Source organism: Pseudomonas sp. NCHU5216, assembly GCF_052156495.1.
Taxonomy (GTDB): domain Bacteria; phylum Pseudomonadota; class Gammaproteobacteria; order Pseudomonadales; family Pseudomonadaceae; genus Aquipseudomonas.
On sequence record NZ_JBQLIX010000010.1, the window covers coordinates 1 to 24039 of the forward strand.

Below are 24039 nucleotides of genomic sequence, written 5' to 3' on the forward strand. Positions count from 1 at the left end.
CGCTGTGAGGCGTTGAGCTAACCAATACTAATTGCCCGTGAGGCTTGACCATATAACACCCAAACAATCTGCCCTCGAAGCAGAGGGTGTCGATGGTGAAGTCGACAGAAAGCCGAAAATTTGCGAGAGCTACAAGCCTCTATCACGTATCCAAGGGATAGCGTCCACGACGAGATCCCAACCGAATTGCTTGACGACCATAGAGCGTTGGAACCACCTGATCCCATCCCGAACTCAGTAGTGAAACGACGCATCGCCGATGGTAGTGTGGTGCTTCACCATGTGAGAGTAGGTCATCGTCAAGCTCCTATACGAAACCCCAGATCGCTAACGCGGTCTGGGGTTTCTTCTTTGCGGCGCGGAAAAGCCTGGCGTAGGGTGCGCTGTGCGCACCGGAACCGAAACTCCGAGCTCAAGGCCATGGTGCGCGCAGCGCACCCTACGCAGGTTCGAGGTGGCTCGATACATACGGAGGTTCGAGCAGCCTGTAGATGCGCTGTGCGCGCCGACACTCCGGCTTCATGGCCACGGTGCGCGCAGCACACCCTACGGGCCAACATGTCAGCCTTTGCCGTTGCTCGGGTAGAATGCGCCGATCCCTGCAGGTGACATGCATGCCCGACTCGACACCCGAATCCTCGCTCTCTACCTTGCCAATCGAGCAGTTGATAGCCTGCCACGAGTGCGATCTGTTGTTGCGCAGGCCCGTGCTGCATGATGGCGAGAGCGCGCAATGTCCGCGTTGTGGCTACGAGCTGTCCAGCCACCGGCTGCATGTGGTGCGGCGTAGCCTGGCATTGGTGCTTACTGCTCTGCTGCTGTATATCCCGGCGAACTTCCTGCCGATCATGCAGCTCAATCTGTTGGGGCAGACCTCTCAGGATACGGTCTGGAGTGGTGTGATCGGCCTGTATGAAAGCGGCATGCAAGGCATCGCCATGGTGGTCTTCCTGTGCAGCATGGCCGTGCCGTTGCTCAAGCTGCTTTGTCAGTTGCTGGTGCTGCTCAGCATCCGTCTGGATCTGGGGCGTAGCTATGGCCTACTGCTCTATCGCATCTATCACCATCTGCGCGAGTGGGGAATGCTCGAGGTCTATCTGATGGGCATTCTGGTGGCCATGGTGAAGCTCAAGGATCTGGCCGATCTGAGTCTCGGACTGGGGCTGTTCTGCTTCATCGCGTTGTTGCTGGTGCAGGTATGGCTGGAGGTGACGATGTCTCCGCAGCAAATCTGGGAAGCCCTGTCGGGGGAGGATATCCATGCGGGCGATTGATGCCGGTTTGCTGGTCTGTCATGAATGCCATCAGCTCAACCCCATCGAGCCAGATGCTCAGCATCAGTACTGCAGTCGTTGCGGTGGTCTTGTGCATGCACGCAGACCCAACAGCCTGGTGCGCACCTGGGCGCTTCTGCTGACCTCGGCGATTCTCTACATTCCGGCCAACCTGTTGCCGATCATGACGGTGAACAGCCTTGGCAAGGGGGATCCGTCCACCATCATGGGCGGTGTCGTCGAACTGCTGCATCACGGCATGTTGCCCATCGCAGCGGTGGTGTTCATCGCCAGTATCCTGGTGCCGACCTTCAAGCTGGTGGGTATCGCGCTGTTGCTGTACTCGGTACAGCGCCACCAGCCAATGTCGGCGCGTCAGCGCATCATCATGTATCGCTTCATCGAATGGATCGGGCGCTGGTCGATGCTGGATATCTTCGTCATCGCGATTCTGGTGGCCGTAGTGAATTTTGGCAGCTTGGCCAGCATCGAAGCTGGAGCCGGTGCTGCTGCGTTCGCCAGTGTGGTGATCCTGACCATGCTCGCAGCCCTGACGTTCGACCCCCGCCTCATCTGGGACAATACGGAAACCGAATATGACTGACCTTCCTCTGGCCAAGACGCGTCCTGCCTCGAACTGGTCTGCCATCTGGGTGCTGCCGCTGATCGCCTTGCTCATCGGTGGCTGGCTGGCCTGGCGCGCCTACAGCGAGGCGGGGATTGAGGTGGAGCTGGTCTTCGCCAGCGGCGAGGGCATCCAGGCCGGCAAGACCGAGCTGGTGTACAAGGGCATGGCCGTGGGCAAGGTCACGGATATCAACCTCGACACCAGTGGCAAGAACCGCGGCGTGGTCGCGAAGCTGGAGGTGAACAAGGAGGTCGAGCAGTTCCTGCGCAGCGAGACGCGCTTCTGGCTGGTCAAGCCCAATGTGAGCCTGGCGGGCATCAGCGGCCTGGAAACCTTGGTATCGGGCAACTACATCACCTTCAGCCCAGGGGAAGGTGAGCCTTCGCGCAGCTTCACCGCTCTGGAGCAGGAGCCACCGATGGGCGACGACGTTCCGGGCCTGCACCTGACCCTGAAGGCCGACCGCCTCGGTTCGCTCAACCGTGACAGCCCGGTGTTCTACAAGCAGATTCAGGTCGGGCGAGTGAAGAGCTACAAGCTCGGCGAGGATCAGAGCACCGTCGAGGTGAAGGTGTTCATCGCGCCGGAATATGCTCATCTGGTGCGCAAACATACGCGCTTCTGGAATGCCAGTGGCATCAGTGTCGATGCCGACCTGTCGGGCTTCAAGCTGCGCAGCGAGTCATTGGCCAGCATCGTCGCCGGCGGTATCGCTTTCGCCACCCCGGAAAACCGCAAGGATAGTCCACCGACCGATCCCAGCCTGCCGTTCCGCCTTTACCAGGACTACGACGAAGCACAGGCAGGCATCAAGGTGGTCGTGACCTTCAGTGACTTCGAGGGGTTGCAGGAAGGACGGACGCCGGTGATGTACAAGGGCATCCAGGCGGGGACGCTGAAGACCCTGAAGGTCAATGCTGACCTTACCAGCGCCACCGCCGAGCTGACCATCAACCCCCTGGCCGAAGACTATTTGGTCGAGGGTTCGGACTTCTGGGTGGTCAAGCCCTCCATTTCGCTGGCTGGCATCACCGGGCTGGAGGCCCTGGTCAAGGGCAACTACATCGCCATGCGGCCAGGGGAAAAGGGCGGCACGCCGGCTCGAAAATTCGTCGCCCGGAGCAAGGCGCCGCCCCTGGATCTCGGTGCGCCCGGGCTGCATCTGGTGCTGTTCTCCGATCAGCTCGGCTCCATCGAGGTGGGCAGCCCGGTGCTCTACCGGCAGCTCAAGGTGGGCTCGGTGCAGAGTTATCAGCTTGCGCGGGACAACCAACAGGTGGTGCTGGGGGTGCATATCGAGCCGGACTACGTGCACCTGGTGAACACCTCGACCCGTTTCTGGAATGCCAGTGGCATCACGCTCAAGGGTGGACTGTCGGGCGTCGAGGTGAAGAGCGAATCGCTGCAGACGCTACTGGCCGGCGGCATTGCCTTCGAGACACCTGATCTGAACGCGGCCAGATCGGATCGGCAGATTCAGCGTTTCGCCCTGCACCCGGATCGCGACAGCGCCTTGCAACTGGGCCAGCAGATCAGCATTCGCGTGGCCGACGGCGATGGCCTGCAGCCGGGGACGGCGGTGCGTTACAAGGGCTTGGAAGTCGGCAAGGTTGAGAATCTGAGCCTGACCGACGACTTGCAGGCGGTGATGCTCAACGTGCGCATCACCCAGGCGGCCGAGCAGATAAACCGTGAGGGCACGCAGTTCTGGGTGGTGCGGCCGGAGTTGAGTCTGACCCGTGCGGCCAATCTCGGCACCCTGGTCAGCGGCCAATATCTGGAGGTGCAGCCGGCGCTGCAGAAAGGGCCACGTCGTACCCAGTTCGTGGCTTTGGACGGCCCGCCGAATCAGGCGGTGAGAGAGGAGGGTTTGCGTCTGGTGCTGAGTGCGCCGCGGCGTGGTTCGATCAAGCCGGGGGTGATCGTCAGTTACCGCGAGGTACCGGTGGGCAAGGTGGTGGATTTCGAGCTGGGGCCGACTTCCGACCGCGTGCTGATCCATATCCTGATCGAGCCACGTTATGCGCCGCTGGTGCGCAGTGGCACCCGCTTCTGGAATGCCAGCGGCATCGGTGTGGACGCGGGGCTGTTCAAGGGAGTGAAGGTGCGTACCGAGTCGCTGGAAGCCTTGATCGAGGGCGGCATCGCCTTCGCCACGCCGGACAATGCAGAGATGGGCGGCCCGGCGCTACCGGGGCAGACCTTCGCCCTGTTCGACGAACCGGGGCAGGGCTGGCTGGATTGGGCGCCGAAGATCGTGCTGGAGCAGTAAGACCGTCTTAGAAACGAAAGGGGCCGCAGTGAGCGGCCCCTTTCATTTTGGCGGCTATAAAAGCTCGCGGCCGAAGCGGAATGCCGCCCAGCCGCTCCTACAGTTGCATCCTGCACCGTGGGAGGGGCTTCAGCCGCGACGAGTCAGGCGGGCTCGGTGGCTTCTTCCTGCTGCGGTGCCTGCGCCTTGGCGCTCTCGCGCGGCTTGATGAACTTCCAGTCCGCCTCGTCGATATAGATGCCGTTGGGGCCGCTACCGCCTTCCAGGTCGATGGCCACGTGCGCCGAGACCTGCGGCTTGACCGACGCCAGGATCGGTACGAAGCCGAGCTGCAGACTGGTTTCGATCAGCGCCTGCTGGTTGCGCTCGTCGATATCCGCCGCCTCGTCGAGGTAGTAGGGCAGGCGCACGCGTCCGGCCTGCTCGCGATCCATCAGGTGCAGCAGCAGGTACATGTTGGTCAGCGCCTTGATGGTCATGGTGGTGCCGTTGGAGGCGGCGCCATCGATGTCCGTGTGGATGACCGGCTGGCCGTGCACCTTGGTGATCTCGAAGGCCAGCTCGAACAGATCCTTCAGACCGAGCTGGTTACCGTTGGCTGCCACCAGGCGCGACAGGTAATCCTTGGCTTCCTCGTTCTTGGCGTCCTGCTCGGCCGACTGCGACAGGTCGAACACCGACAGGGTCTCGCCTTCCTCGTACTGGCCGGCGCTGTGGATGATCTGGTCGATATGGCGCAGGGCTTCCTTGTTCGGCGCCAGGACGATACGGAAGCTTTGCAGGTTGGAAACCTGGCGCTTGTTGATCTCGCGGTTGAACAGGGCCAACTGGTGTTCCAGGTTGTCGTAGTCGCTGCGGATATTGCGCAGGGTACGGGCGATGTCGGTGACCGCCGCACGGCGCGCCTTGGCCAGGGTGAGGGCTTCGTCCTGGCGATGGGCGTAGGCGTTGACCAGCAGTTGCAGGCGGCGCTCGACGTCGTCTTCGCTGTCGAATTTGGCCACGCCTTTCAGGCGCACCTGGGCATAGAGCGCTTCGATCTGGCCGTCGATACGCTGCAACGCCTGCCAGGTGTCCTGGTAGTCATTGAGCAGTGGTAGCAGGTTGTCCAGCGAGTCGTCCACCGGCTCCATGAACGGCGTGCCGAAGGGCAGGTCGGCCGGCAGCAACTGGCGACGGCGCAGGGCGTCCTCCAGGGTGCGTTCCTTGGCTTCCAGATCGGCCAGTTGGCGACCGACCAGTTGCAGCTTGGCGGAAATCTGCTGCACACGTTCGGCGAAGGCATCGCTGGCGCGCTTGAGTTCGTCCTGAGCGGCTTCCAGTTCGGCCAGGCGCTCCAGCTTCTGTGGCTCCTCGGCAGCCAGGGTCTGGCTCTTGCGGAAGTCTTCCAGGGCCTTCTGCGCATCCAGCACGGCCTGGTACAGCGTCTCGGCCTGGGCCTTGCTGGCGGCGCGGTCGGCGGCCACCGACTGCTGAGTCTTGAGCTGCTTGAGCTCGCGTTCCAGGCGATCCTTCTGGTCACGCAGGGCGGCGCGGTCGGCCAGGGCCTGCAGCGCCGGCGGCTCGATATGGCTGAGGTCGATGGACAGGCCCGGCACGGCGAAGGTGTCGCCCTTGAAGCGATCCAGCACCGCTTCGACGGCCTTGACCCAGTCGTCGCCCTCGGCCTGGATGCCTTTCTCACCCAGCGGCAGACTGAACAGTTGGCCGTTGAACAGGCGCATCAGGCGGTCGACGTCCTGCTGGCTGAACTCCTCGCGCAGGCGCGAGTAGCTGTTGTTGTCGGCGTGATCGAGCTGCTGCTTGACCGATTTGAGGCGTTTTTCCAGGTCGCGCAGGCGTTCGTCCAGATCTTCGCTGGAGAACTGCCGCGACTGCGCCAGGGCGCCGGCCAGTTCGTCGTGGGCGTCCTTGGCGGCGAGCAATTGCTCTTCCAGCACCTTGGCGTTTTCCACCAGGGCGAAGCGGTTTTTCAGCACCGCCAGTTCGCCCAGCCAGCGTTGAATTTCGCTGATCTCACGCTCCAGGCGCATCAGCTCATTGGTACCGCCGCGCTGCTCGTTCTGCAGGCCGTCCTGCTCGTTACGATAGTGTTCGGCCTGGATCACCAGCTCTTCTTTGCGTGCATCGGCGTAGTCGTGCCAGGTGCCCAGCAGGTTGTCGAGCAGAGGCGAGAGACGATGCAGCTTGCCACGCAGCATGTCGCGCTGGTTGACGCCCGAGGCCAGGGCTTCGATCAAGGGGCCGGCGGTGACCAGGGCCTGGTAGTCCTGCTCCATGCGGCGCACGTCACGGAAGGCTTCCTCGGTGGCGGCGATATAGTCGACGCTACCCGAGCGCAGGCTGTGCTCGAAGGCATCGAGGAACAGCTGCTTGAGTTTGGCGGCGGTGATCTCGCGCATGTGCAGCAGGTTGATAAACAGCGCGCGGAAGGTTTTCAGGCTCTGCTCGCTGGTGGAGCGCAGCGGGATCAGGGTCAGATCCAGCGGGATGCTGGTGTGGCCACCGACCAGCAGGCGACGCAGTTCGTCGGGCTTGAGCTCGTAGGCGGTGATGCCGGCCTGGCCGAGGTTCTTGAACAGCTCGCGCTGACGCAGGCAGGTGCCGTTCTGCTGATAGTGCTCAAGATCCAGCTCGCCAGCGTAGGCGAAGAACTGATGGCCGAAGCCGCCGCCCGGGCCACGCCCGGCCACGCCGATCACGTGCGGGCCATGGGGTAGGGACACTTCGACGAGAATGTAGCTGGTGTCGCTGGCGAAGTAGAACTTGCGCGAGGCCTCCAGGCTGTACTTGCCGAAGCTCATGTCCGACATGCGCGCCAGGATGGGGAACTGCAAGGCGTTGATCGAGGCGGACTTGCCCAGGTTGTTGGCGCCGTAGACCGACAGCGGGTTTTCCAGCGGGAACAGTCCGAGGCTGTAGCCGGCGGTATTGAGCAGGGCAAAGCGGCGAATACCATAGCGTTCCTGGGTCATGCGTCTTGCTCCTGTGCGGCACGTTCTTCGGCCATGGCGCGGGCCAGGGCGTCTTCCTCGGATTCTTCGCTGTCGGTGACAGCCGTGTCGGCGTCACCGTCATCGTCCAGCAGCATCGGGGCCGGCAGCGGCAGGTCGCTGCTGTGCAGGCTGGCGGCCAGGTCGCGGTCGTGCTGCACCGACAGGCAGACGTCTAGGAAGCGGTGCATCGGTGGCAGGAAGCGGTACACGCCGTTGCTGTCCTCGGCGAAGCCGAGTTGGGTCAGGCGACGGATGATCTTGTCTTCCAGCTCCTCGAAGGTGGTGACTTCGGCCTGCAGGAACAGGTCGCGGTACTTCTCCAGCAGCGCCGGCAGCTCGTCACGGCCGATGCTGCCGCCGTCGAGCACGGAGAGCGGATCGCGCCCCTGGTCGGCCAGGTGTTCGACCAGGATGAAGGTGAACAGCGCCAGACGCTGGGCGGTCTTGTTCACCTGCGGTGCGACCTGCTCGGGGACGAAGTAGTAGAAGCCGCGCGGGTCGCAGACCAGCTCGAAGCCGAGGGCGCGGAACAGCGCGCGGTACTGGTCCTGCATGCTGGACAGCTGGGCGTAGCACTCCGGCTCGCTGCGCGAGATGTGGTAGCCCTTGAACAGGTCGCGGAAGGCGGCCGCGAGCTGGGTCATTTCTTTTAGATCGATGTTCATACGCAATGCTCACGGGCAGTCGTAGGGTGCGCTGTGCGCACCATGTCGTCGGTTGCGGTGCGCACAGCGCACCCTACGGGCAGCTCAGCCATTGGGCTGGCCTACCAGGGCAAAGGAGGCAAGGCTGACCTCGTGCTCGCGGGTCAGATACTGACGGCGCTCCAGGCGTTCACGCTGGAAGCGCGACTCGCGTGACAGGCGCGAGAACCAGTAGAGCAACTCGTCGGTGGCGCCTTCCGGCTCCTGTTCCAGCAGCCAGGCCATCAGATCCGGCAGCGGCAGGGCCTGTTCGCAGCGCTCGATCATCTCCCGCGCGGTCTTCGGTGCCTTGGGCGCGCCGCCTTTGCGGCTGCCGCTGGCCTTGGGGAAGTGCGCCGGCTTGGCCTCGAAGCGGGCCAGGGCGTAGACGTAGGCCTCGACCTGACTGGCCGAACCCAAGAAGTTGCTCTGCGGCCGGGTGAACAGCGGCATGGCGGCCTGCGGCACGGCGTCGATACCTTTCTTGCGGATCACCGACAGCGCCAGCGCCGCGCCACGGGTCACCGCGTTGTGCCGGCGCGCTTCCTCACGCAGCGGCAGCAGCAGTTCGCGGGCCTTGCGCAGGGTTAGCTGGGCGGTGGTCTGCATTTCCAGGATGCGCGCGTGGGTGCGCAGCAGCAGGTCGTCGTCCACCAGTTGGCCAAGACGCTGCTGATCGCCGAGCAGACGCAGCAGCACCTGTTCTACACGGCGCACGCCCTGCTCGAAGGCCCCGTCGGCGGCGACCAACTGGATCATCGGCTCGACGTATTCGTCCCAGGTGGCCAGCACCTCGGCGTAGCGCTGGCGCAGGGGAATCTGCCGGTCACTGGTCTTGGCCCGGTCGGCCACGCCAACCAACGCCTGTTCATCGTTGGCCAGCTTCTTCAGCACGTCGCGCACGCGCATGTCGAGCAGGCGCAGTTGCCGCGCCAGGTCGTTGGCGTCGCGCACCTCGAAGGCGTCCTGGATATAGCCGGCCAGGCGTTCCAGATGGCGCAGATAGGCTTCGATCTCCAGGCACAGGCCGAGGCGGTGCTCGCGGCGCAGGTAGGCCAGGAAGTCATGAATCTGTGCGTTGAGCTCGAAGCGGTTGGGGCTTTTGGCCACCGGCACCAGGATATCCAGGCGGATCCAGGTGTCGAGCAGGGCGGTGGTGTCGCTGGGCGTGGCGTCGGGCAACTGCGTGGCGAGCTGGCTGCGCAGCTCGACCAGGCTCAGGGTGCCGGCGTCGAAACGCTCACAGAGCGGTTCGAGCAACGTCCAGTGTTCGGCGAGGGCGCGCAACACGCGCTTGGGATCGATCATCGGGGCGCCGGGTTCCAGGCAAGTGAAAGGCGGCGATTGTACTGCATGGTGAGGGGTGGGTTTGAGTCCGAATCGATCGGAGGCTGATATGGCACGCTCCGTGACGAGTGCCGGTGGCCAGTCCTGGCTTGTTGGCGGGCGCGGTGACGCAACTGTTGCTGCTGGTAACACCTTCGTCACGTCTGCAGTGCTTGGCCTGGGGTTTTCTCGACTATGGGTCGGGTCGCCGCTCAGGGGTGGCCACTATAGTGGTACTCAGAGGCGGAACCAGCCGCCCGACCAGGAGGAACCTGTCATGCGTCCGTCCCGCCGTCTCTTGCAACCTGCCTTCGCCCTGCTGTGTTCGGCGATGCTGCTTGGCACCGCCGAGGCGGCCATGGAGCCGCTGGACGACAGCGAACTCGCCGAAATCAGTGGTCAGGCGCTGATCAATCTGGATGCGCTGACCTACAACGGCTTCGAGTACACCCGTATCAATTTTGGCACCGACATCGACATGCTGCTCAACGTCGATGAACTGCGCCTGGGCAACTACCCACGCTCTGATGGCAATACCGTGTCGAACCAGCCGGCCGATATCTGGATCGACAACTTCGCCCTGGGTCGTGTCGACAATGCCAACTCCCCCAACGCCAGCGTCGTGCCTTTCCAGGTACGTGACCCCTATCTCGAACTTGCCTTCAAGACCAACGCCAGTGGTGTGCGCGAGGTAGCAGGTGTACGCATTGGTTTCGGTCGTGCCCGTGGTGATCTGTCCGGTGATATCCGCTCGTTGACAGGCGTGATGCAGGGCCTGACCACAGGCTCTGCGTCCACGGCGCGCGAGTACTACATGAAGCAGAACAACCTCAACAACGCTACATGTCTTCTCAACGCTAACTGCCTGGCGTTGACCGTGGCGGGTGATGCGGAAATCCACGCCCAGGTCGAATTGCTCAAGTCCGGAACGGGAGAAACTACCGTCAATGGTCAGCCGATCAATCGTGCGACCGAAATCGGTGTGCCCAAAGGTCAATCCTTCCATACCGACAACGCCTTGCTCGAGGCGCTGTTGCCCGCGCTTTCCACCAACAACGGTGACTGCAAGGCATCCGGTTTGCCGGCCTGCTTTCCCCTGCTCAACTACAAGAGCATCTTCGTCGGGGATCGTACCCAGGCCGACCTCAATGTCGGGGGGGCGCAAGGCATCTTCTTCGCGCTGCAGAACCAGAATGTGCCCTGGCAGGATCTGGCCTCCAGTACCGGTAATTTCATCGAGACCCAGAAAGGCGCCTTCGCCAACTTCGCCAAGACCGGAACGGGTGCCGATGCCATCTATCCATTCGTCATTTCGCTGTACGAGGCGCTCAACGGTGCGGCGCGAGTGCCCACCTGCATGGGTGGCCAGGGCAAGGGGTGCTGAGATGAAAGTCTGCATAGGGAGTGCGATCCTGCTGTTGCTGCCTGGCCTGGCAAGTGCCATGCAGTCCTTGGATGACGCGGAACTGAGCCAGGTGAATGGCGCCGGGGTGGGATTCTTCCTCGACGACTTCTATTACGACCAGGGCAGTGCCACTGCACAGTTGAGCGATATCAAGGACAGCCAGGGCAACCCGATTACCGTCGATATCGAGCGCAGTTACGTCAAGGGGGAGGGGAGCCAACGTGGTGCGCTAGATACCCCGGCACGTCTGGGCACGCCGTTGCATCCCTTCAGCCTGCGGGTCGGTGGTACCGAGCTGGCGCCGAGCCTGCCGGCTGGCGCCACTGCCTTGCAGATCCGCACGCCGACCTGGAGCGACCCGCTCAACGATACCCACCAGTATGGCCTGTGGGCTTATTACCAAGGCTGCCTGTATGGCGAGCCCGGCTGTACCGACCCGATGCGTGCACAGGCTGCCATCGATCAGGAACTCAGTGCGCTTGGTGGTCGGCGTGACGAGATCATGGCGCGCTACCAGAATGTGGGTTTTCTTACCCTCAAGAGCGGTATCGATCAGGACATGCAGACGGTCAACCAGCGTCGTGCCCAGGTCGACCAGGAAACCCAGGATGTGCAAACGGCTCGCGGCACCATGCGAACCCGTTATGATGCCGCACCTGATAGTACCGGTCTCTTTGGTATTTATAAAAAGCCGGCGTTCGGTGAAAAATACGGCTGCGGTGATCTTTGCACAAACAGCGCCGTGCGCGCTTACAACCAGTCGGTGGACGACTACCAGAATCAGGTCAGCGAGCTTGCCGATGCGCAGAAGGCTCTGGGCGAAGCCTGGAGCGTCGAGCGTAACGGCTACACCCTCAACCAGCGGGTCACCGATTACGACGAGTTCACCGGCCTCTGTGGTACGCCGACAGCCGAGTCGCCTAGCTGCGTCATGGGCCGCATCAAGAAAACCGAGGACAATCGCACTGTGCTGACCCTGGTCGCCACCACCCTGCAGGCAGGTGGCAAGCGGGTCAAAGGCATGGACGTCGGGGTGGAAACCACCTTCAACCTGCCTAGCGTCGCTTACAGCAAGGATGGCAACGGCAATATCGTCAAGGGCGCTACCACCAGGCGCCAGGATTTCTTCTCCATCAACCTGGAAGGGTTCACCCTGCATGGCGCCTACCTCAACCTCTGGGGGGACAACAATGGCCTGCAAGGTGAAGCCAGCCTACAGATGTATGCCGATAAACTGGTTCTGGGTGGCTGCCGTAACTGCACCGATGCCAACCGCATGGTGGCGAAGAACCTGTATTTCGACATCAACCTTGGTCACGGCAAGTACCAGCCCTTGAGCCTGGCTGTGCAGTCCAATGGTGAGCTGCGCCTGACCCTGCCGGCTGTCACCTGGGAAAATCACCAAGCCTTTTACCAGCAGGTGCCCAAGAGCAATATCAGTGTCGGTAACCTCAGCATGAGTGGCGTCGACCTCGGCTCCCAGGTGGTGCGTGGCATGCGCCTGGACTATCTGGATGTACGCACGGTCAACCTGCCGCGATGAAAAGGAGCATGCTCATGTCGATCAGACCGCTATGCCTCGCCCTGTTGTTCGTTGCTGGGCCTGTAGCCGCCGAGCTGCAACCCTTGCAGGAGGATGAAATGCAGCAGGTCAGCGGCCAGGCCGGGTTGAGCATCGCCGCCAACCTGAACTTCGCCGCCAACCCGGCGCAGACCCGCTGCCCGGGCGGTTGCGGTACACGCGTGGCGATCCGGCCGGGCAACAGTGCTGGGGTCATAGTGCTGGACAATATTCGCGGCATGTTCAGTTTCGACGGCGTGACCATCGACATGGAGAAGCTCAACAGCGGCTTCGATGGCGATGGTGCAGCCTTCAATTCGGGTGTCATGCGCGTTGGTTTGAGCAATGTGCGCTTCGGCGACTTCCGCTTCACCCTGGGCGGCTCCAATAGCGAGACAGGTACTCCCACGGCGGGTTTTCAACAGACCAACCTGCTTTCCTTCCGCGCCAATGGCGAGGCGCGTCTGCATGGCAATGTCTACATCATGGGCCTGCCCTGAGTGGCTTTTGCTGCCTCGCGCATGCGCCTGTAACAAAGTCTGCGTCATCCTCTCCCTCGATTCGTTGGCAAAATCCGTGCTCGGCCGTGTAGGCTGGCCGAGCAATCGATAAGCGCCCGTTGTACAAAAAATCCTCAATGCCCTTTCGATATGCGCCGGTTATCGGCACAATTCGCGTCCACTTTTTTCTGGGGGCATTGAGCACCCCATTGGCCGATCTAGCTGGGGCGACGAGATGATCCAGACGCCGTACTACCTCATCGACAAACAGAAGCTCTTGGTCAACCTGGAGAAGATCGCCTACGTGCGCGAGAACTCCGGCGCCAAGGCGCTGCTGGCGCTGAAATGCTTCGCCACCTGGTCGGTGTTCGACCTGATGCAGCAGTACATGGACGGCACCACGTCCAGCTCGCTGTACGAGCTGAAACTGGGCCGGCAGAAGTTCGTCGGTGAAGCCCACGCCTACAGCGTGGCCTGGGCCGACGACGAGATCGAAGAGATGGTCGCCAACTGCGACAAGATCATCTTCAACTCCATCGGCCAGCTCGAGCGCTTCGCCGAGCGGACGGAAGGCACCATCCGTGGCCTGCGCGTCAACCCGCAGGTGAGCAGCTCCGACTACCTGCTGGCTGACCCGGCGCGCCCGTTCAGCCGCCTCGGTGAGTGGGATCCGACCAAGATCGAGCAGGTCATGGGGCAGATTTCCGGCTTCATGTTCCACAACAACTGCGAGAACGGCAGCTTCGAGCTGTTCGACAAGATGCTGACCACCATCGAGGAGCGCTTCGGCCACCTGATCGCCCAGGTCGAGTGGGTCAGCCTCGGTGGCGGCATTCACTTCACCGGCGAGGGCTATCCGATCGATGCCTTCTGCGCGCGGCTGAAGGCCTTCTCCGAGAAATACGGTGTGCAGGTGTACCTGGAACCGGGCGAAGCGGCGATCACCCTCAGCGCCTCGCTGGAAGTGACCGTGCTCGATACCCTGTACAACGGCAAGCACCTGGCCGTGGTCGACAGCTCCATCGAAGCGCACATGCTCGACCTGCTGATCTATCGCCTCAACGCCAAGATGGCGCCGAATGACGGCGAGCACACCTACATGATCTGCGGCAAATCCTGCCTGGCCGGCGATATCTTCGGCGAGTACCAGTTCGACAAGCCGCTTGAGATCGGGGATCGCCTGTCGTTCATCGATGCCGCGGGTTACACCATGGTCAAGAAGAACTGGTTCAATGGCCTGAAGATGCCATCCATCGTGGTGAAACAACTCGACGGTAGCATCGAGGTGGTTCGTCAGTTCGAGTTCGACGACTACCTGTCCAGTCTGTCGTGATATCCCGCAGGATGGATGGTGTTTTTCTCATCCACCCTGGCGAAGGTATTCGGTGGACGGGCGAAGCGTCGTTCACCCTACGGCAAAGCGCTTTCTTTCCAACGCAGCAATTGTCCTGAAACGCAGTACCGAGGAGGTGAAACAATTGAAGAAGAATGTCCTGATCATTGGTGCAGGAGGTGTTGCCAAGGTGGTGGCCCATAAGTGCGCGCAACACAACGACGAACTCGGTCGTATTGCGATTGCGTCGCGCAACATCTCCAAATGCCAGGCCATCATCGACAGTGTGCAGGCCAAGGGCGGACTCAAGCAGCCCGGCGAGATCAAGGCCTATGCACTGAACGCCCTGGACGTGGAAGCGACCAAGGCGCTGATTCGTGAAACCGAGTCGCAGATCGTCATCAACGTGGGCTCCGCTTTCCTCAACATGTCCGTGCTGCGTGCCTGTATCGATACTGGCGTGGCGTACCTGGACACCGCGATCCACGAAGACCCGAGCAAGATCTGTGAAACCCCACCGTGGTACGGCAACTACGAATGGAAGCACCTGGCCGAATGCCAGGAAAAAGGCGTGACCGCCATCCTTGGTGTCGGCTTCGACCCAGGCGTGGTCAACTCCTATGCCGCCCTGGCGCAACAACAGTACTTCGACAAGATCGAGTCGATCGACATCCTCGACGTCAACGCCGGTTCGCACGGCAAGTACTTCGCCACCAATTTCGACCCGGAAATCAACTTCCGCGAATTCACCGGCACGGTCTACAGCTGGCAGAACAGCCAGTGGGTGAGCAACCGCATGTTCGAAGTCAAACGCACCGACGATCTGCCGGTGGTGGGCGAACAGAACCTGTACCTGACCGGCCATGACGAGGTGCACTCGCTGTCCAAGCACCTCGACGTACCGAACGTCCGCTTCTGGATGAGCTTCGGCGATCACTACATCAACGTCTTCACCGTGCTGAAGAACCTCGGTCTGCTCTCCGAGCAACCGGTCAAGACCGCCGAAGGCCTGGAAGTGGTGCCGCTGAAAGTGGTCAAGGCCGTGCTGCCCGATCCCGCCTCGTTGGCGCCGGGCTACAGCGGCAAGACCTGCATCGGCGACCTGGTCAAGGGCACCAAGGATGGCCAGCCGCGCGAGCTGTTCATCTACAACGTGGCCGACCACGAAGACGCCTTCGCCGAGACCGACAGCCAGGGCATTTCGTACACCGCCGGCGTACCGCCGGTTGCCGCCGCGCTGCTGGTGGCACGTGGCGAGTGGGATGCCAAGCGCATGGTCAACGTCGAAGAGCTGCCGGCCGAGCCGTTCCTGGGCCTGCTGGATGTGATGGGCCTGCCCACGCGCATCAAGGACGAGCACGGCGACCGCCCGTGGAATCAGCCTGCCTGATTCGCCCCGCAGCATGAAAAAAGGATCGCCTCGGCGATCCTTTTTTCATGGGCGTTAATGCGAAGCGGTGTTTTCTTCGGGCGCCTGGCCATACAGACGCCGTACCAGTGGCCCGATGGACAGGCCCTGCAACAGAATCGACACCAGTACCACGATATAGGTCAGGCTCAGCAGCAGGTCGCGCTCCTCGCCCAAGGGCAGCGATAGCGCGAGTGCCACCGACACGCCGCCGCGCAGCCCGCCCCAGGTGAGAATGCGGATGGCGCCGTGGGACACCTGACGGCGGCCGCCAGCGGTACGCCGGATCAGCAAGACGGTGGGCGCCACGGTCAGCAGGCGGGCGATCAGCACGGCACCGCCGAGGCCGAACGCCGCCACCACATGCAGCCAGGAGAATGGCAACAGCAACAGCTCCAGGCCGATCAGGGCGAACAGCAGGGCATTGAGAATCTCGTCCACCAGTTCCCAGAAGCCGTCGACATAACGCCGCGTCTCTTCCGACATGGCGTGACTACGTCCCAGATTGCCGATCAGCAGACCGGCCACCACCATCGCCAGCGGCCCGGACACATGCAGCCGCGAGGCCAGCGCCGCACCGCCGAAGACCAGTGCCAGGGTCAGCATCACCTCGACCTGATACTGATCGATGCTGCGCAGCATCAGCAGCACGCCATAACCGATCACGGCGCCCAGCAGCAACCCCCCGACGGCTTCGTGAATGAACAGCCAGCTCACCGTGCCCAGCGTAGGCGTGCTGCCCAACTGCAGGATGCCGAGCAGGATGGCGAATACCACCACGGCGGTACCGTCGTTGAACAGCGACTCGCCGACTATGGTGGTGGCCAGCGGTTTGGGGGCGCCGGACGACTTGAGAATGCCCATCACCGCAATCGGATCGGTCGGCGAGATCAGCGCGCCGAACAGCAGGCAGTAGATGAAGTCCACGTGCCAGCCGAACAGGTCGAACAGGGTATAGGCGAAGGCGCCGATCATGCCGGTGGCCAGCAGTACGCCGAACGTGGCGAGCAAACCGATCGGCAACTTGTGGCTGCGCAGGTCGCGCAGGTCGACATGCAGCGCACCGGCGAACAGCAGCGCGGGCAGGAACCAGGTCATGAGAATGGCGGAGAAGTCGATGCGGCGGATGACTTCCTGGGCTTCATGTTCGATCAGCGGATAACCGATCAGGCTCAGGCCCTGAGCCAGTAGCGAGAAGACCAGCGCGGTGGCCATGACGCCGATACTCGGCGGCAATTTGACGAAGCGGTAATTGACGTAGGTAAGCAGGGTGGTGAGAACGATGAAGGCAGCGACGAGATCCAGCACGGGGGCTCCTTGGCACAGCGGTTACAGCCAGCGCCGCCATCCTGACGAGCGCCACGAGCCCTGATCATACCGGCGCTGTAACAGGATGTGTGCCTTTGTCTCGCGCCGCTGGTGGCCAAAAGGGGCTGTAACCCCCTTTTGGCGTCTGCCTCAGAGCGATACGACGCCCAGCAACAAGGCGGCTGCCAGCATCACCAGGCTGATGCCCCAGGCCCACAGCGCGGTGTAGCGGATGTGCTTGTACAGCTCGACACCGGCCAGGCCGATGGCCAGGTACACGCTGGGTACCACCGGGCTGATGCCGAAGCCGGTGTTCTCGCCGATCAGCATGGCCTTGGCCACTGCGGCCGGGTCGACACCCGCCGCCACGGCGACATCGCGGATCACCGGCAGCAGGGCGAAATAGTAGGCATCGGGCGAGAACAGCATGCCCAGCGGCACGCCGAAGGCGCCGATGATCACATGCAGCCAACTTGCAGAGCCCTCCGGCAGCACGTTGATCATCCAGTGCGCCATGCCGTTGGACATCCCCGAACCCGAGAGCACGCCGAGCAGGATGCCGGCGGCGAGCATCACCAGAGCCATCTGCAGGGCATCGCTGGCGTGGCGCATCACCGCTGCATTCTGTTCGTTCAGGTTGGGATAGTTGAGCACCAGGGCCAGCCCCAGGCCGACCATGAAGCAGGCGAACAGCGGGAAGGCGCCGGTGAACAGGCAGACGAGAATCGCCAGGGTAAGCCCCAGGTTGCCCCAGTAGCGCCAGCTACGCGGGCTGAGCTGGGTCGTGTCGTCGCTGGCCGAGGTCGCCGCCGCGTGCGCGTCGATGTCGCCAATGCCGGCCAGGCTGCGTTGTGCACGGCGGCCGAGGAACACCGCCAGGCCCATCACCAGCGCCAGGCCGATCAGTTGAATCGGGATCAGCGAGATCCACAGCTGCGAGGCGTCGATGCCGGTCACCGCCGAGGCACGGGCGGTGGTGCCGCCCCAGGGCACCATGTTCATTACTCCGGCGCTGAGCACCACCAGGCACAGCAGCATTTCCCGTTTCATGCTCAGGCGCAGGTACAGCGGCAGCAGGGCGGGAATCACCAGCAGGAAGGTGGCGGCGCCGATGCCGTCCAGGTGGGTTACCGCAGTCACCGCGACGGTCACCACCGCCACGGCCAGCGGTCTGCCGCCGGTGCTGCGCAGCAGGAAGTTGACCAGCGGGGCGAACAGGCCACGCTCGCGCATGATGCCGAAGTAGAGGATGGCGAAGATGAACAGCGTTGCCGTCGGGGCCACGGACTTCAGCCCCTCGGTGATGAACTTACCGATTTCGGCCGGAGTGAAACCGGCCAGCGCACAGGCGATGACTGGCAGCAGGGTGAAGGCGACCAGCGGGGTGATACGTCGCATCAGGATCAGGGCGACGATGACGAACATCAGGGTAAAGCCGAGGGCAGTGATCATGCCGATGTCTCCGATTTTATTGTTGTTGGAGTCGAGGTGAGCGAGGCGTGGCGGTTAGCCTGGCGGCGGCAGCCTCAGATCGAGTAGCAGGTAGCTCAGGCTCTTGCCGTGCCGGTCGATGCCGGGGCTGGCGTTGACGCCGCCTTCCAGGGCGTCGTCGACGACGAAGTTGAGGCCGCCCAGGTTGGGCAGCTCGTAACGCCGCACCTGGCCGGTGCGCCGGTGCGCCAGGCAGGCGGCGACGCGCTCGGCGGTGAGTTGGGCGGCCAGCCAGGGATAATGCGCGGCGTCATAGGCGAATACCGCGACGCTCAGGGTGTTGCCCTTGTCGCCCGCGCGGGCGTGGGCGTAGTCGCACAGCAGCACTTCGGCGCTCATCAGAACCACTCCACATGTTGTTGAACCTGATCGCGCGCGATAAGAAAGCTCGCGGTGGACAGCGACTCGCTCAGGTAACGGCGCACGCCGCCGCCGCCGGCCGGGCCATTGGTGTAGAGCGATTCGGCGTCGAGCAGCAGGCGTTCGAGCAGCGCCTTGTCGCGGTCGATAAAGCTGATGCGCAGGCGCACGTCCTGCGCCTCCTGCGTGTCCGCCAGGCGGGCATCCAGCCACTGGCCGGCGCGGTCATTGAATAGGCTGGCGACGCCGATCAGGTCGATCCAGGGCGTCAGTTGTGGCGCCAGGCGCGCGCTGCGTTGCAGCAGGATGTCGCGGGCCAGGGCGGCGCGGGCCAGGGCGCCGGGGCCGGCGTAGGAGATTTCCGCCTCGGCGAACCATTTGCCGCGCAGGCCTACCAGCCCTTTGAGACGCGCCGGGCGGGGATGGCCGCGTACACCCTCGACCGCGACCTGGTCGGCGGCCACCTGGCGCACGCGCACCTGGCTCAGGTCGAGGGTCACGTCCGGGGTCAGGTAGGCCGCCGGGTCGTGGACTTCATACAGCAGTTGCTCCTTGACCGTCTGCTCGGTGACGCAGCCGCCGGTGCCAGCGGCCTTGCCGATGATGATTTGCCCATCGGCAGTCACCGTGGCGATGGGGCAGCCAGGGTTGGCCGGATCCGGCACGTCCTTCAGGCCCGGATGGGCGAAGTAGCCGCCTGTGACCTGGGTGCAGCATTCGAGCAGATGGCCGACGCTGGTGGCCAGCGCCAGGCGATCCCAGTCATCGGCCTGCCAGCCGAAGGCGTGGCACAGCGGGCCGACGGCCAGGCTGGGGTCGGCGACTCGGCCGCAGAGCACGATATCGGCGCCTTCGTTCAGCGCCTGGGTGATGCCTTCGGCACCGCTGTAAACGTTGACCGACACCACCTCGCCATCCAGGGATTCGGGTAGCCACTGCTGCAGGTCGATGTCGCCGGCCAGCAGATCGTCGCCCAGCACGCAGGCGATGCGTGCCGCCGCGTGACCTGTGCTCTGCAGGTGCTGGCGCAGGCGTCGGGCAGCCGCTGCCGGGTTGGCCGCGCCACCGTTACTGATGATCGGGATGCCGGCGTCCAGGCAGGTTTCCAGCACCGGTTCGAGAAACTCGAACAGGCGTGTGGCGTAGCCGCTGTCGGCATCGTGCAGGCGGCGCAGTTGCGCCTCGGCCAGGGTGCGCTCGGCGAGCAGTTCGAAGAACAGGAAGCGTCGCCCTTCGCGGCCTGTCAGGTCATTGGCCAGGGCCAGGGCGGCATCGGGGCGGTCGTTGGCAAAGCCTGCGCCACAGCCGATATGCACGGTTTTTGTCATGGTCGAGCCCGTTGGCAATTCGCTATGGCAGCCATCCTGCGTGGGTTCGATTAAGTTGTGAATTAGAAATGTGGTATCAATTGATAAGATATTTTTATAAGAGGTGGCGCTGTGGACGTCAGCTTTCGCCAGTTGCAGGCCTTCGTGCTGATCGCCGAACACCGCAGCTTCAGCCGCGCCGCCGAGCGCATTCACCTGTCGCAGCCGGCGCTCAGTTACAGCTTGCGCAAGCTGGAGGACGCCCTCGGTCTGGCCTTGCTGGCGCGCAACACGCGCAGCGTGGAGTTGACCGAGGCCGGGCTGCGTTTTCTCGAACAGGCGCGGCGCTTGCTGCGCGACATGGACAACGCCGTGCACGATGCGCGCGAGCAGTTGCATCTGGAAAGCGGCTCGCTGCGCATCGCTGTGCTGCCCTCGGTGGCCATCGACCCGCTGCCTCGGGTGCTGCAGGAGTACCGGCGGCGTTATCCCGGTATCGACATCAGCCTGAGCGACGGCCGTGCCGGGGAGATCCGTCAGTGGGTGAGCGCCGCCGAGGTGGATTTCGCCATCACCTCGACGGTGGACGATCTCGGCGCGCTGGATTTCCAGCCGCTGTACGACGACAGTCTGGTGTTGCTGGTGCGTGGCCATGAGCGCCTGCGTGGCAAGGCGCTGCTCGCTGCGCTGCGCGAGCAGGACTACATCGCCATGACGCGCGACACCAGCCTGCGCGGCATGGCTGATGTAACGCTGCAGCGCATGGGGCTGCTGCACGAACCGGCGTGGGAAGTGGCGTACATGAGCAGCGCCGCTGCCTTGGCGCGCGCGGGGTTGGGCTTTGCGCTGTTGCCGGCCAGCGTCGCCGACACCTTCAACAGCGACGGCAGCCTCGCGGTGCACGTATTGAGCGAGGCGCCGGCGCGCAGTATCGGCCTGCTGCAACGCAAGCCGTGCTATCTGAGCCCGCCGGCGCAGGCTTTCGTCGCCCTGCTGCGCCAGCAGACGGGCACCGCTCAGGGGCTATCCGCGACCGCCGATTCACGCGACAATCGCCCCCCTCTGAAATGACCGCACGGGATACTGCTGCTTTGAACGCCGAGCTGCGCCGCCGCGCCTACCTCGATGCCATGCAGGTGACCACCTGGCTGCCGCGTACCGAGCTGCCCTTTGCTGCGCCATCGCGCGCCGAATTGCTCGCCCCGCCGCCGGCCGAAGCGCCGCAGGAGGTGGCAGTCGAGCCTGTGGTGAAGGTTGCCGAGGCAGTGCGAGAGGCACCGGTCGAGCGGCTGAAAATCGAAATTCCGCGCCCAGGCACGCAACCGCGCCAGGCTGCTGTCGAGCCAGCGGCAGAGCCGGAGCCAGTGGAGGAAAAACCGGCTCGGGTCAGCGCGCCACCGCCACGCTTCGCCCTGCAGTTGCTGCGTGCCGGCGATTGTGCCCTGCTGGTGGAACTGCCCACTGGCGAGCCGTTCCAGAGCCGCGACCCGGCCTACATCCTGCTCAAGGACTTGCTGCGCGCTGCCGGCCTGCCGGACAGCCCGCAACTGCTCGGCGAGCCGGTGCGTTGGCCGCTGTTGGTACGCGGCCAGATGGATCAGGGCCCGGAGGCGGCGCTTGAGTTCGTGCAGAGCTTCGTCGCCGCGCGCCTGGAAGAGCAGCCCAGCGCCTGCCTGTGGCTGGTCGGGCTGCCGGCCATCCGTTTCGCCGGCGAGGGCGACGAGCACAGCTACAACCGCGAACTGCAGGTCGAAGGCCTCGGCGCCTGCTGGGCCTTGCCAGGGCTGGAGCTGCTGATGGACGAGCCCGCGCGCAAGCGCGAGCTGTGGCAGGCCATGCGGCGAATCCGTCAGCGCTGGCTGGCTCCCGCTCACTCCTGAGAATACTGTCCTTGCGCCTGAGTGACGCCCAATGAGCGATGCGATTTCCTTCCGTCCGATGACCGAGGCGGATCTCGATGCCGTGCTGAAGGTGGAATACGCCGCCTTCAGCCACCCTTGGACCCGTGGCATCTTCAGCGATGCGTTGAAGTCCTATGACTGCTGGCTGATGTTCGAGGGCGGGCAGCAGGTCGGCCATGGCGTGATCAACCTGATTCTCGACGAAGCGCACCTGCTCAATATCACCGTCAAGCCGGAGAGCCAGGGTCGCGGGCTCGGCCTGCGTCTGCTCGAACACCTGATGCAGGAGGCCTATAAGCAGGGCGGGCGTGAGTGCTTCCTCGAAGTACGCGCCAGCAACCAGACGGCCTATCGGCTATACGAGCGATTCGGCTTCAACGAAGTGGGCCGCCGTCGTGACTACTACCCGGCGGTGGGCGGGCGCGAGGATGCGCTGGTGATGGCCTGTACCTTGATCGATTAGCAGGCCGTTGAAAAACGTAGGCGAGGCAGGAAAGACAAGGAAAAAACAGCCGAAAAAGCGCAGTTTACGCGTTGTAAATGAGCATTTTGAGGCTGTTTTTAACGCAGTATTGCCAACGCAGGTAGTTTTTCAGCAGCCTGCTAGCTCCAGCGATCCCTGCGCCAGGTGCTACGCGCCTCGCCATCCTTGAAGCTCCAGGCCACCAGGCGGCTCTGCTTCTGCCCCTGGGACATGCCGAGGATGCGCACCTCGGCTGCGCCGGCCCGATCCAGCCAGCCTTGCAGCAATTCGACGTTGCTGACCTTGGACACCAGGCTACTGAACCACAGCACCTGTTCGGCGATCTGCGCGCTCTCGCTGGCCATGCGCTTGAGGAAGGCCGCTTCGCCGCCTGGGCACCACAACTCGGCGGCCTGCCCGCCGAAGTTGAGCAGCGGCAGCTTGCGCTTGGGGTCGAGCTTGCCGAGGTTGCGCCATTTGCGCGTGCTGCCACTGCTGGCTTCGGCGGCGCTGGTGTGGAAGGGCGGGTTGCACAGGGTCAGGTCGAAGCGCTCATCGCTGTGCAGCAGGCCAAGAAAGACATGCTCGGCATTGGCCTGCTGGCGCAGTTCGATGGCGCCGCTCAGTTGCCGGTTGCCGTCGACGATGGCGCGCGCCGAGTCCAGGGCGGCGGCTGCGGTATCGGCACCGAGAAAATGCCAGGCGTATTCGCAATGGCCGATCAACGGGTATATGCAGTTGGCGCCGACGCCGATATCCAGTGCGCGGATGCGCTCGCCACGAGGAATCTGCTCGTCGTTGTCGCTTGCCAGCAGGTCGGCGAGGTTGTGCAGGTAGTCGGCGCGGCCGGGAATCGGCGGGCACAGATAGCCGTCGGGAATGTCCCAGTGCTCAATGCCGTAGTACTGGCGCAGCAAGGCGCGGTTGAACACCTTGACCGCTGCCGGGTCGGCAAAGTCGATGCTCGGTTTGCCGTAGGGGTTGGTGATGACGAAACGGCCCAGTTCGGGACTTGCCTCGATCAGCGCGGGAAAGTCGTAGCGTCCCTTGTGGCGATTGCGTGGGTGCAGCTCACCCTTGGCCGGTGCCGTCTTCACGGCTGCGGTGGCGGGTTTGCGGGGGCGCTTCGGTGATTGCGGCATGCTGGTCGTCTGGTCTGGCGGTCGCGGGATTTTCCCATGCTTTGCGCGCAAACCGTAGCTCGGTGAAGAAGCACGTGATCTGTGCTCTGGTTAACGGAATTTCGCAGGTGCCATAAAGCAGCGGAGCATGCGTTGACCCAGGTCAATTTGGCGCCGGCCTGAGGCTCTAGACTGCCGCATCTTCGATCTGCAGCAAGGAGGCACCATGGCATATCTGCAGTGGAGTGACGACCTCGATACCGGCATCACGGTAATCGACGATCAGCACAAACGTATCGTCGCGATGATCAATCAGCTAGACGACGCTCAGCGCAGCGCCAACAAGGCGAAGGTGGGCGCCGTCATCGACGAGTTGATCGACTATACCGTCTCACATTTCGCCTTCGAGGAGGCGATGCTCGAAGAGGCTGGTTATGCCTTCACCAAGGCACACAAGCGGGTGCACGCGTTGTTCATCAAGCGTGTGGAAGACTACCGCCAGCGCTTCAACGGCGGTGAGGATATCGCCGACGAACTCAAGGGGCTGCTGGGACGCTGGTTGTTCAGCCATATCCGCAGTGACGACCGCAACTACGTCGAGGCCGTCAACGATAACCTGCGTCGGCTGAGCGCCGACGTCTCCGAAGGTGGATGGCTACGCCGCGCCGGGCGACGCTTCTTCCGTGGTGCCGCGTAAGCGCT

20 protein-coding genes and 1 rRNA gene are annotated in these 24039 nt (G+C 63.3%); 13 read left to right on the forward strand and 8 right to left on the reverse strand.

Annotated features, from left to right (window positions below; translation table 11 throughout):
- The first annotated feature begins 189 nt into the window (after positions 1–189).
- The 4 genes from rrf to ACSVIK_RS09765 all read left to right on the forward strand — a co-directional run bounded on the left by rrf (position 190) and on the right by ACSVIK_RS09765 (position 4174).
- Positions 190–305: ribosomal RNA gene (rrf, locus tag ACSVIK_RS09750) — 5S ribosomal RNA — on the forward strand.
- Between the two features lie 309 nt (positions 306–614).
- Positions 615–1274, forward strand: coding sequence for a paraquat-inducible protein A (locus tag ACSVIK_RS09755; RefSeq protein ID WP_442444148.1), 660 nt, complete (start codon positions 615–617; stop codon positions 1272–1274).
- The gene (locus ACSVIK_RS09760; RefSeq protein WP_442444149.1) at positions 1261–1878 is read left to right on the forward strand and encodes a paraquat-inducible protein A; all 618 of its coding nucleotides are present in this window, start codon (positions 1261–1263) and stop codon (positions 1876–1878) included. Before ACSVIK_RS09755 ends, ACSVIK_RS09760 begins: the two co-directional genes overlap by 14 nt.
- Positions 1871–4174 carry an MlaD family protein gene (locus ACSVIK_RS09765; RefSeq protein WP_442444150.1) on the forward strand — a complete coding sequence of 768 codons (2304 nt, stop codon included), beginning with the start codon at positions 1871–1873 and terminating at the stop codon, positions 4172–4174. The genes ACSVIK_RS09760 and ACSVIK_RS09765 overlap by 8 nt, the downstream gene beginning before the upstream one ends.
- A 143-nt stretch (positions 4175–4317) precedes the next feature.
- On the opposite strand, the gene mksF is transcribed toward ACSVIK_RS09765, so the two are convergent.
- From mksF to mksB, 3 genes are all read right to left on the reverse strand, one after another.
- On the reverse strand, positions 4318–7149 hold the full coding sequence (gene mksF, locus ACSVIK_RS09770; RefSeq protein ID WP_442444151.1) for an Mks condensin complex protein MksF: 2832 nt from the start codon (positions 7147–7149) through the stop codon (positions 4318–4320).
- Complete coding sequence (gene mksE / locus ACSVIK_RS09775) at positions 7146–7835, reverse strand: Mks condensin complex protein MksE (protein WP_442444152.1); 690 nt, start codon at positions 7833–7835, stop codon at positions 7146–7148. The genes mksF and mksE overlap by 4 nt, the downstream gene beginning before the upstream one ends.
- A gap of 84 nt (positions 7836–7919) precedes the next feature.
- On the reverse strand, positions 7920–9161 hold the full coding sequence (gene mksB, locus ACSVIK_RS09780; RefSeq protein ID WP_442444153.1) for an Mks condensin complex protein MksB: 1242 nt from the start codon (positions 9159–9161) through the stop codon (positions 7920–7922).
- Positions 9162–9456: 295 nt separating this feature from the next.
- Here mksB and ACSVIK_RS09785 point away from each other — a divergent pair, with 295 nt between their 5' ends.
- The 5 genes from ACSVIK_RS09785 (at position 9457) to ACSVIK_RS09805 (ending at position 15368) form a co-directional block, all read left to right on the forward strand.
- Entirely contained in the window at positions 9457–10563 is a 1107-nt protein-coding gene (locus ACSVIK_RS09785) for a hypothetical protein (RefSeq protein ID WP_442444154.1), read from the forward strand.
- A gap of 1 nt (position 10564) precedes the next feature.
- The gene (locus ACSVIK_RS09790; RefSeq protein WP_442444155.1) at positions 10565–12127 is read left to right on the forward strand and encodes a hypothetical protein; all 1563 of its coding nucleotides are present in this window, start codon (positions 10565–10567) and stop codon (positions 12125–12127) included.
- Between the two features lie 14 nt (positions 12128–12141).
- Positions 12142–12645 carry a DUF6160 family protein gene (locus ACSVIK_RS09795; RefSeq protein ID WP_442444156.1) on the forward strand — a complete coding sequence of 168 codons (504 nt, stop codon included), beginning with the start codon at positions 12142–12144 and terminating at the stop codon, positions 12643–12645.
- Between the two features lie 235 nt (positions 12646–12880).
- Positions 12881–13978 carry a carboxynorspermidine decarboxylase gene (locus tag ACSVIK_RS09800; protein ID WP_442444157.1) on the forward strand — a complete coding sequence of 366 codons (1098 nt, stop codon included), beginning with the start codon at positions 12881–12883 and terminating at the stop codon, positions 13976–13978.
- Positions 13979–14123: 145 nt separating this feature from the next.
- Positions 14124–15368 carry a saccharopine dehydrogenase family protein gene (locus tag ACSVIK_RS09805; RefSeq protein WP_442444158.1) on the forward strand — a complete coding sequence of 415 codons (1245 nt, stop codon included), beginning with the start codon at positions 14124–14126 and terminating at the stop codon, positions 15366–15368.
- A gap of 54 nt (positions 15369–15422) precedes the next feature.
- Here the strand turns inward: ACSVIK_RS09805 and ACSVIK_RS09810 are convergent, their stop codons facing one another.
- The 4 genes from ACSVIK_RS09810 to ACSVIK_RS09825 form a co-directional block, all read right to left on the reverse strand.
- Positions 15423–16694, reverse strand: a complete 1272-nt coding sequence (locus ACSVIK_RS09810) for a cation:proton antiporter (RefSeq protein WP_442444159.1) — start codon at positions 16692–16694, stop codon at positions 15423–15425.
- Between the two features lie 150 nt (positions 16695–16844).
- Complete coding sequence (locus tag ACSVIK_RS09815; protein WP_442444160.1) at positions 16845–18146, reverse strand: CitMHS family transporter; 1302 nt, start codon at positions 18144–18146, stop codon at positions 16845–16847.
- A 54-nt stretch (positions 18147–18200) separates the two neighbouring features.
- Positions 18201–18524: an AtuA-related protein gene (locus ACSVIK_RS09820; protein WP_442444161.1), complete on the reverse strand. Its 324-nt coding sequence runs from the start codon at positions 18522–18524 to the stop codon at positions 18201–18203.
- Complete coding sequence (locus ACSVIK_RS09825) at positions 18524–19873, reverse strand: acyclic terpene utilization AtuA family protein (RefSeq protein ID WP_442444162.1); 1350 nt, start codon at positions 19871–19873, stop codon at positions 18524–18526. Before ACSVIK_RS09825 ends, ACSVIK_RS09820 begins: the two co-directional genes overlap by 1 nt.
- A gap of 111 nt (positions 19874–19984) precedes the next feature.
- Here ACSVIK_RS09825 and ACSVIK_RS09830 point away from each other — a divergent pair, with 111 nt between their 5' ends.
- Genes ACSVIK_RS09830 through rimI form a run of 3 tightly spaced genes read left to right on the forward strand, consistent with a single transcriptional unit; the run spans position 19985 to position 22216 of the window.
- Positions 19985–20923 (forward strand): LysR family transcriptional regulator, encoded by a 939-nt coding sequence (locus ACSVIK_RS09830; RefSeq protein WP_442444163.1) that lies wholly within the window; start codon positions 19985–19987, stop codon positions 20921–20923.
- Between the two features lie 20 nt (positions 20924–20943).
- Positions 20944–21732: an energy transducer TonB gene (locus ACSVIK_RS09835; protein ID WP_442444164.1), complete on the forward strand. Its 789-nt coding sequence runs from the start codon at positions 20944–20946 to the stop codon at positions 21730–21732.
- Between the two features lie 31 nt (positions 21733–21763).
- On the forward strand, positions 21764–22216 hold the full coding sequence (rimI, locus tag ACSVIK_RS09840) for a ribosomal protein S18-alanine N-acetyltransferase (RefSeq protein WP_442444165.1): 453 nt from the start codon (positions 21764–21766) through the stop codon (positions 22214–22216).
- Between the two features lie 140 nt (positions 22217–22356).
- Here rimI and rlmF read toward each other — a convergent pair whose 3' ends face one another.
- Positions 22357–23358, reverse strand: a complete 1002-nt coding sequence (rlmF, locus tag ACSVIK_RS09845) for a 23S rRNA (adenine(1618)-N(6))-methyltransferase RlmF (RefSeq protein WP_442444166.1) — start codon at positions 23356–23358, stop codon at positions 22357–22359.
- Between the two features lie 205 nt (positions 23359–23563).
- Here rlmF and ACSVIK_RS09850 point away from each other — a divergent pair, with 205 nt between their 5' ends.
- Positions 23564–24034 (forward strand): bacteriohemerythrin, encoded by a 471-nt coding sequence (locus ACSVIK_RS09850; RefSeq protein ID WP_442444167.1) that lies wholly within the window; start codon positions 23564–23566, stop codon positions 24032–24034.
- Positions 24035–24039: the final 5 nt, after the last annotated feature.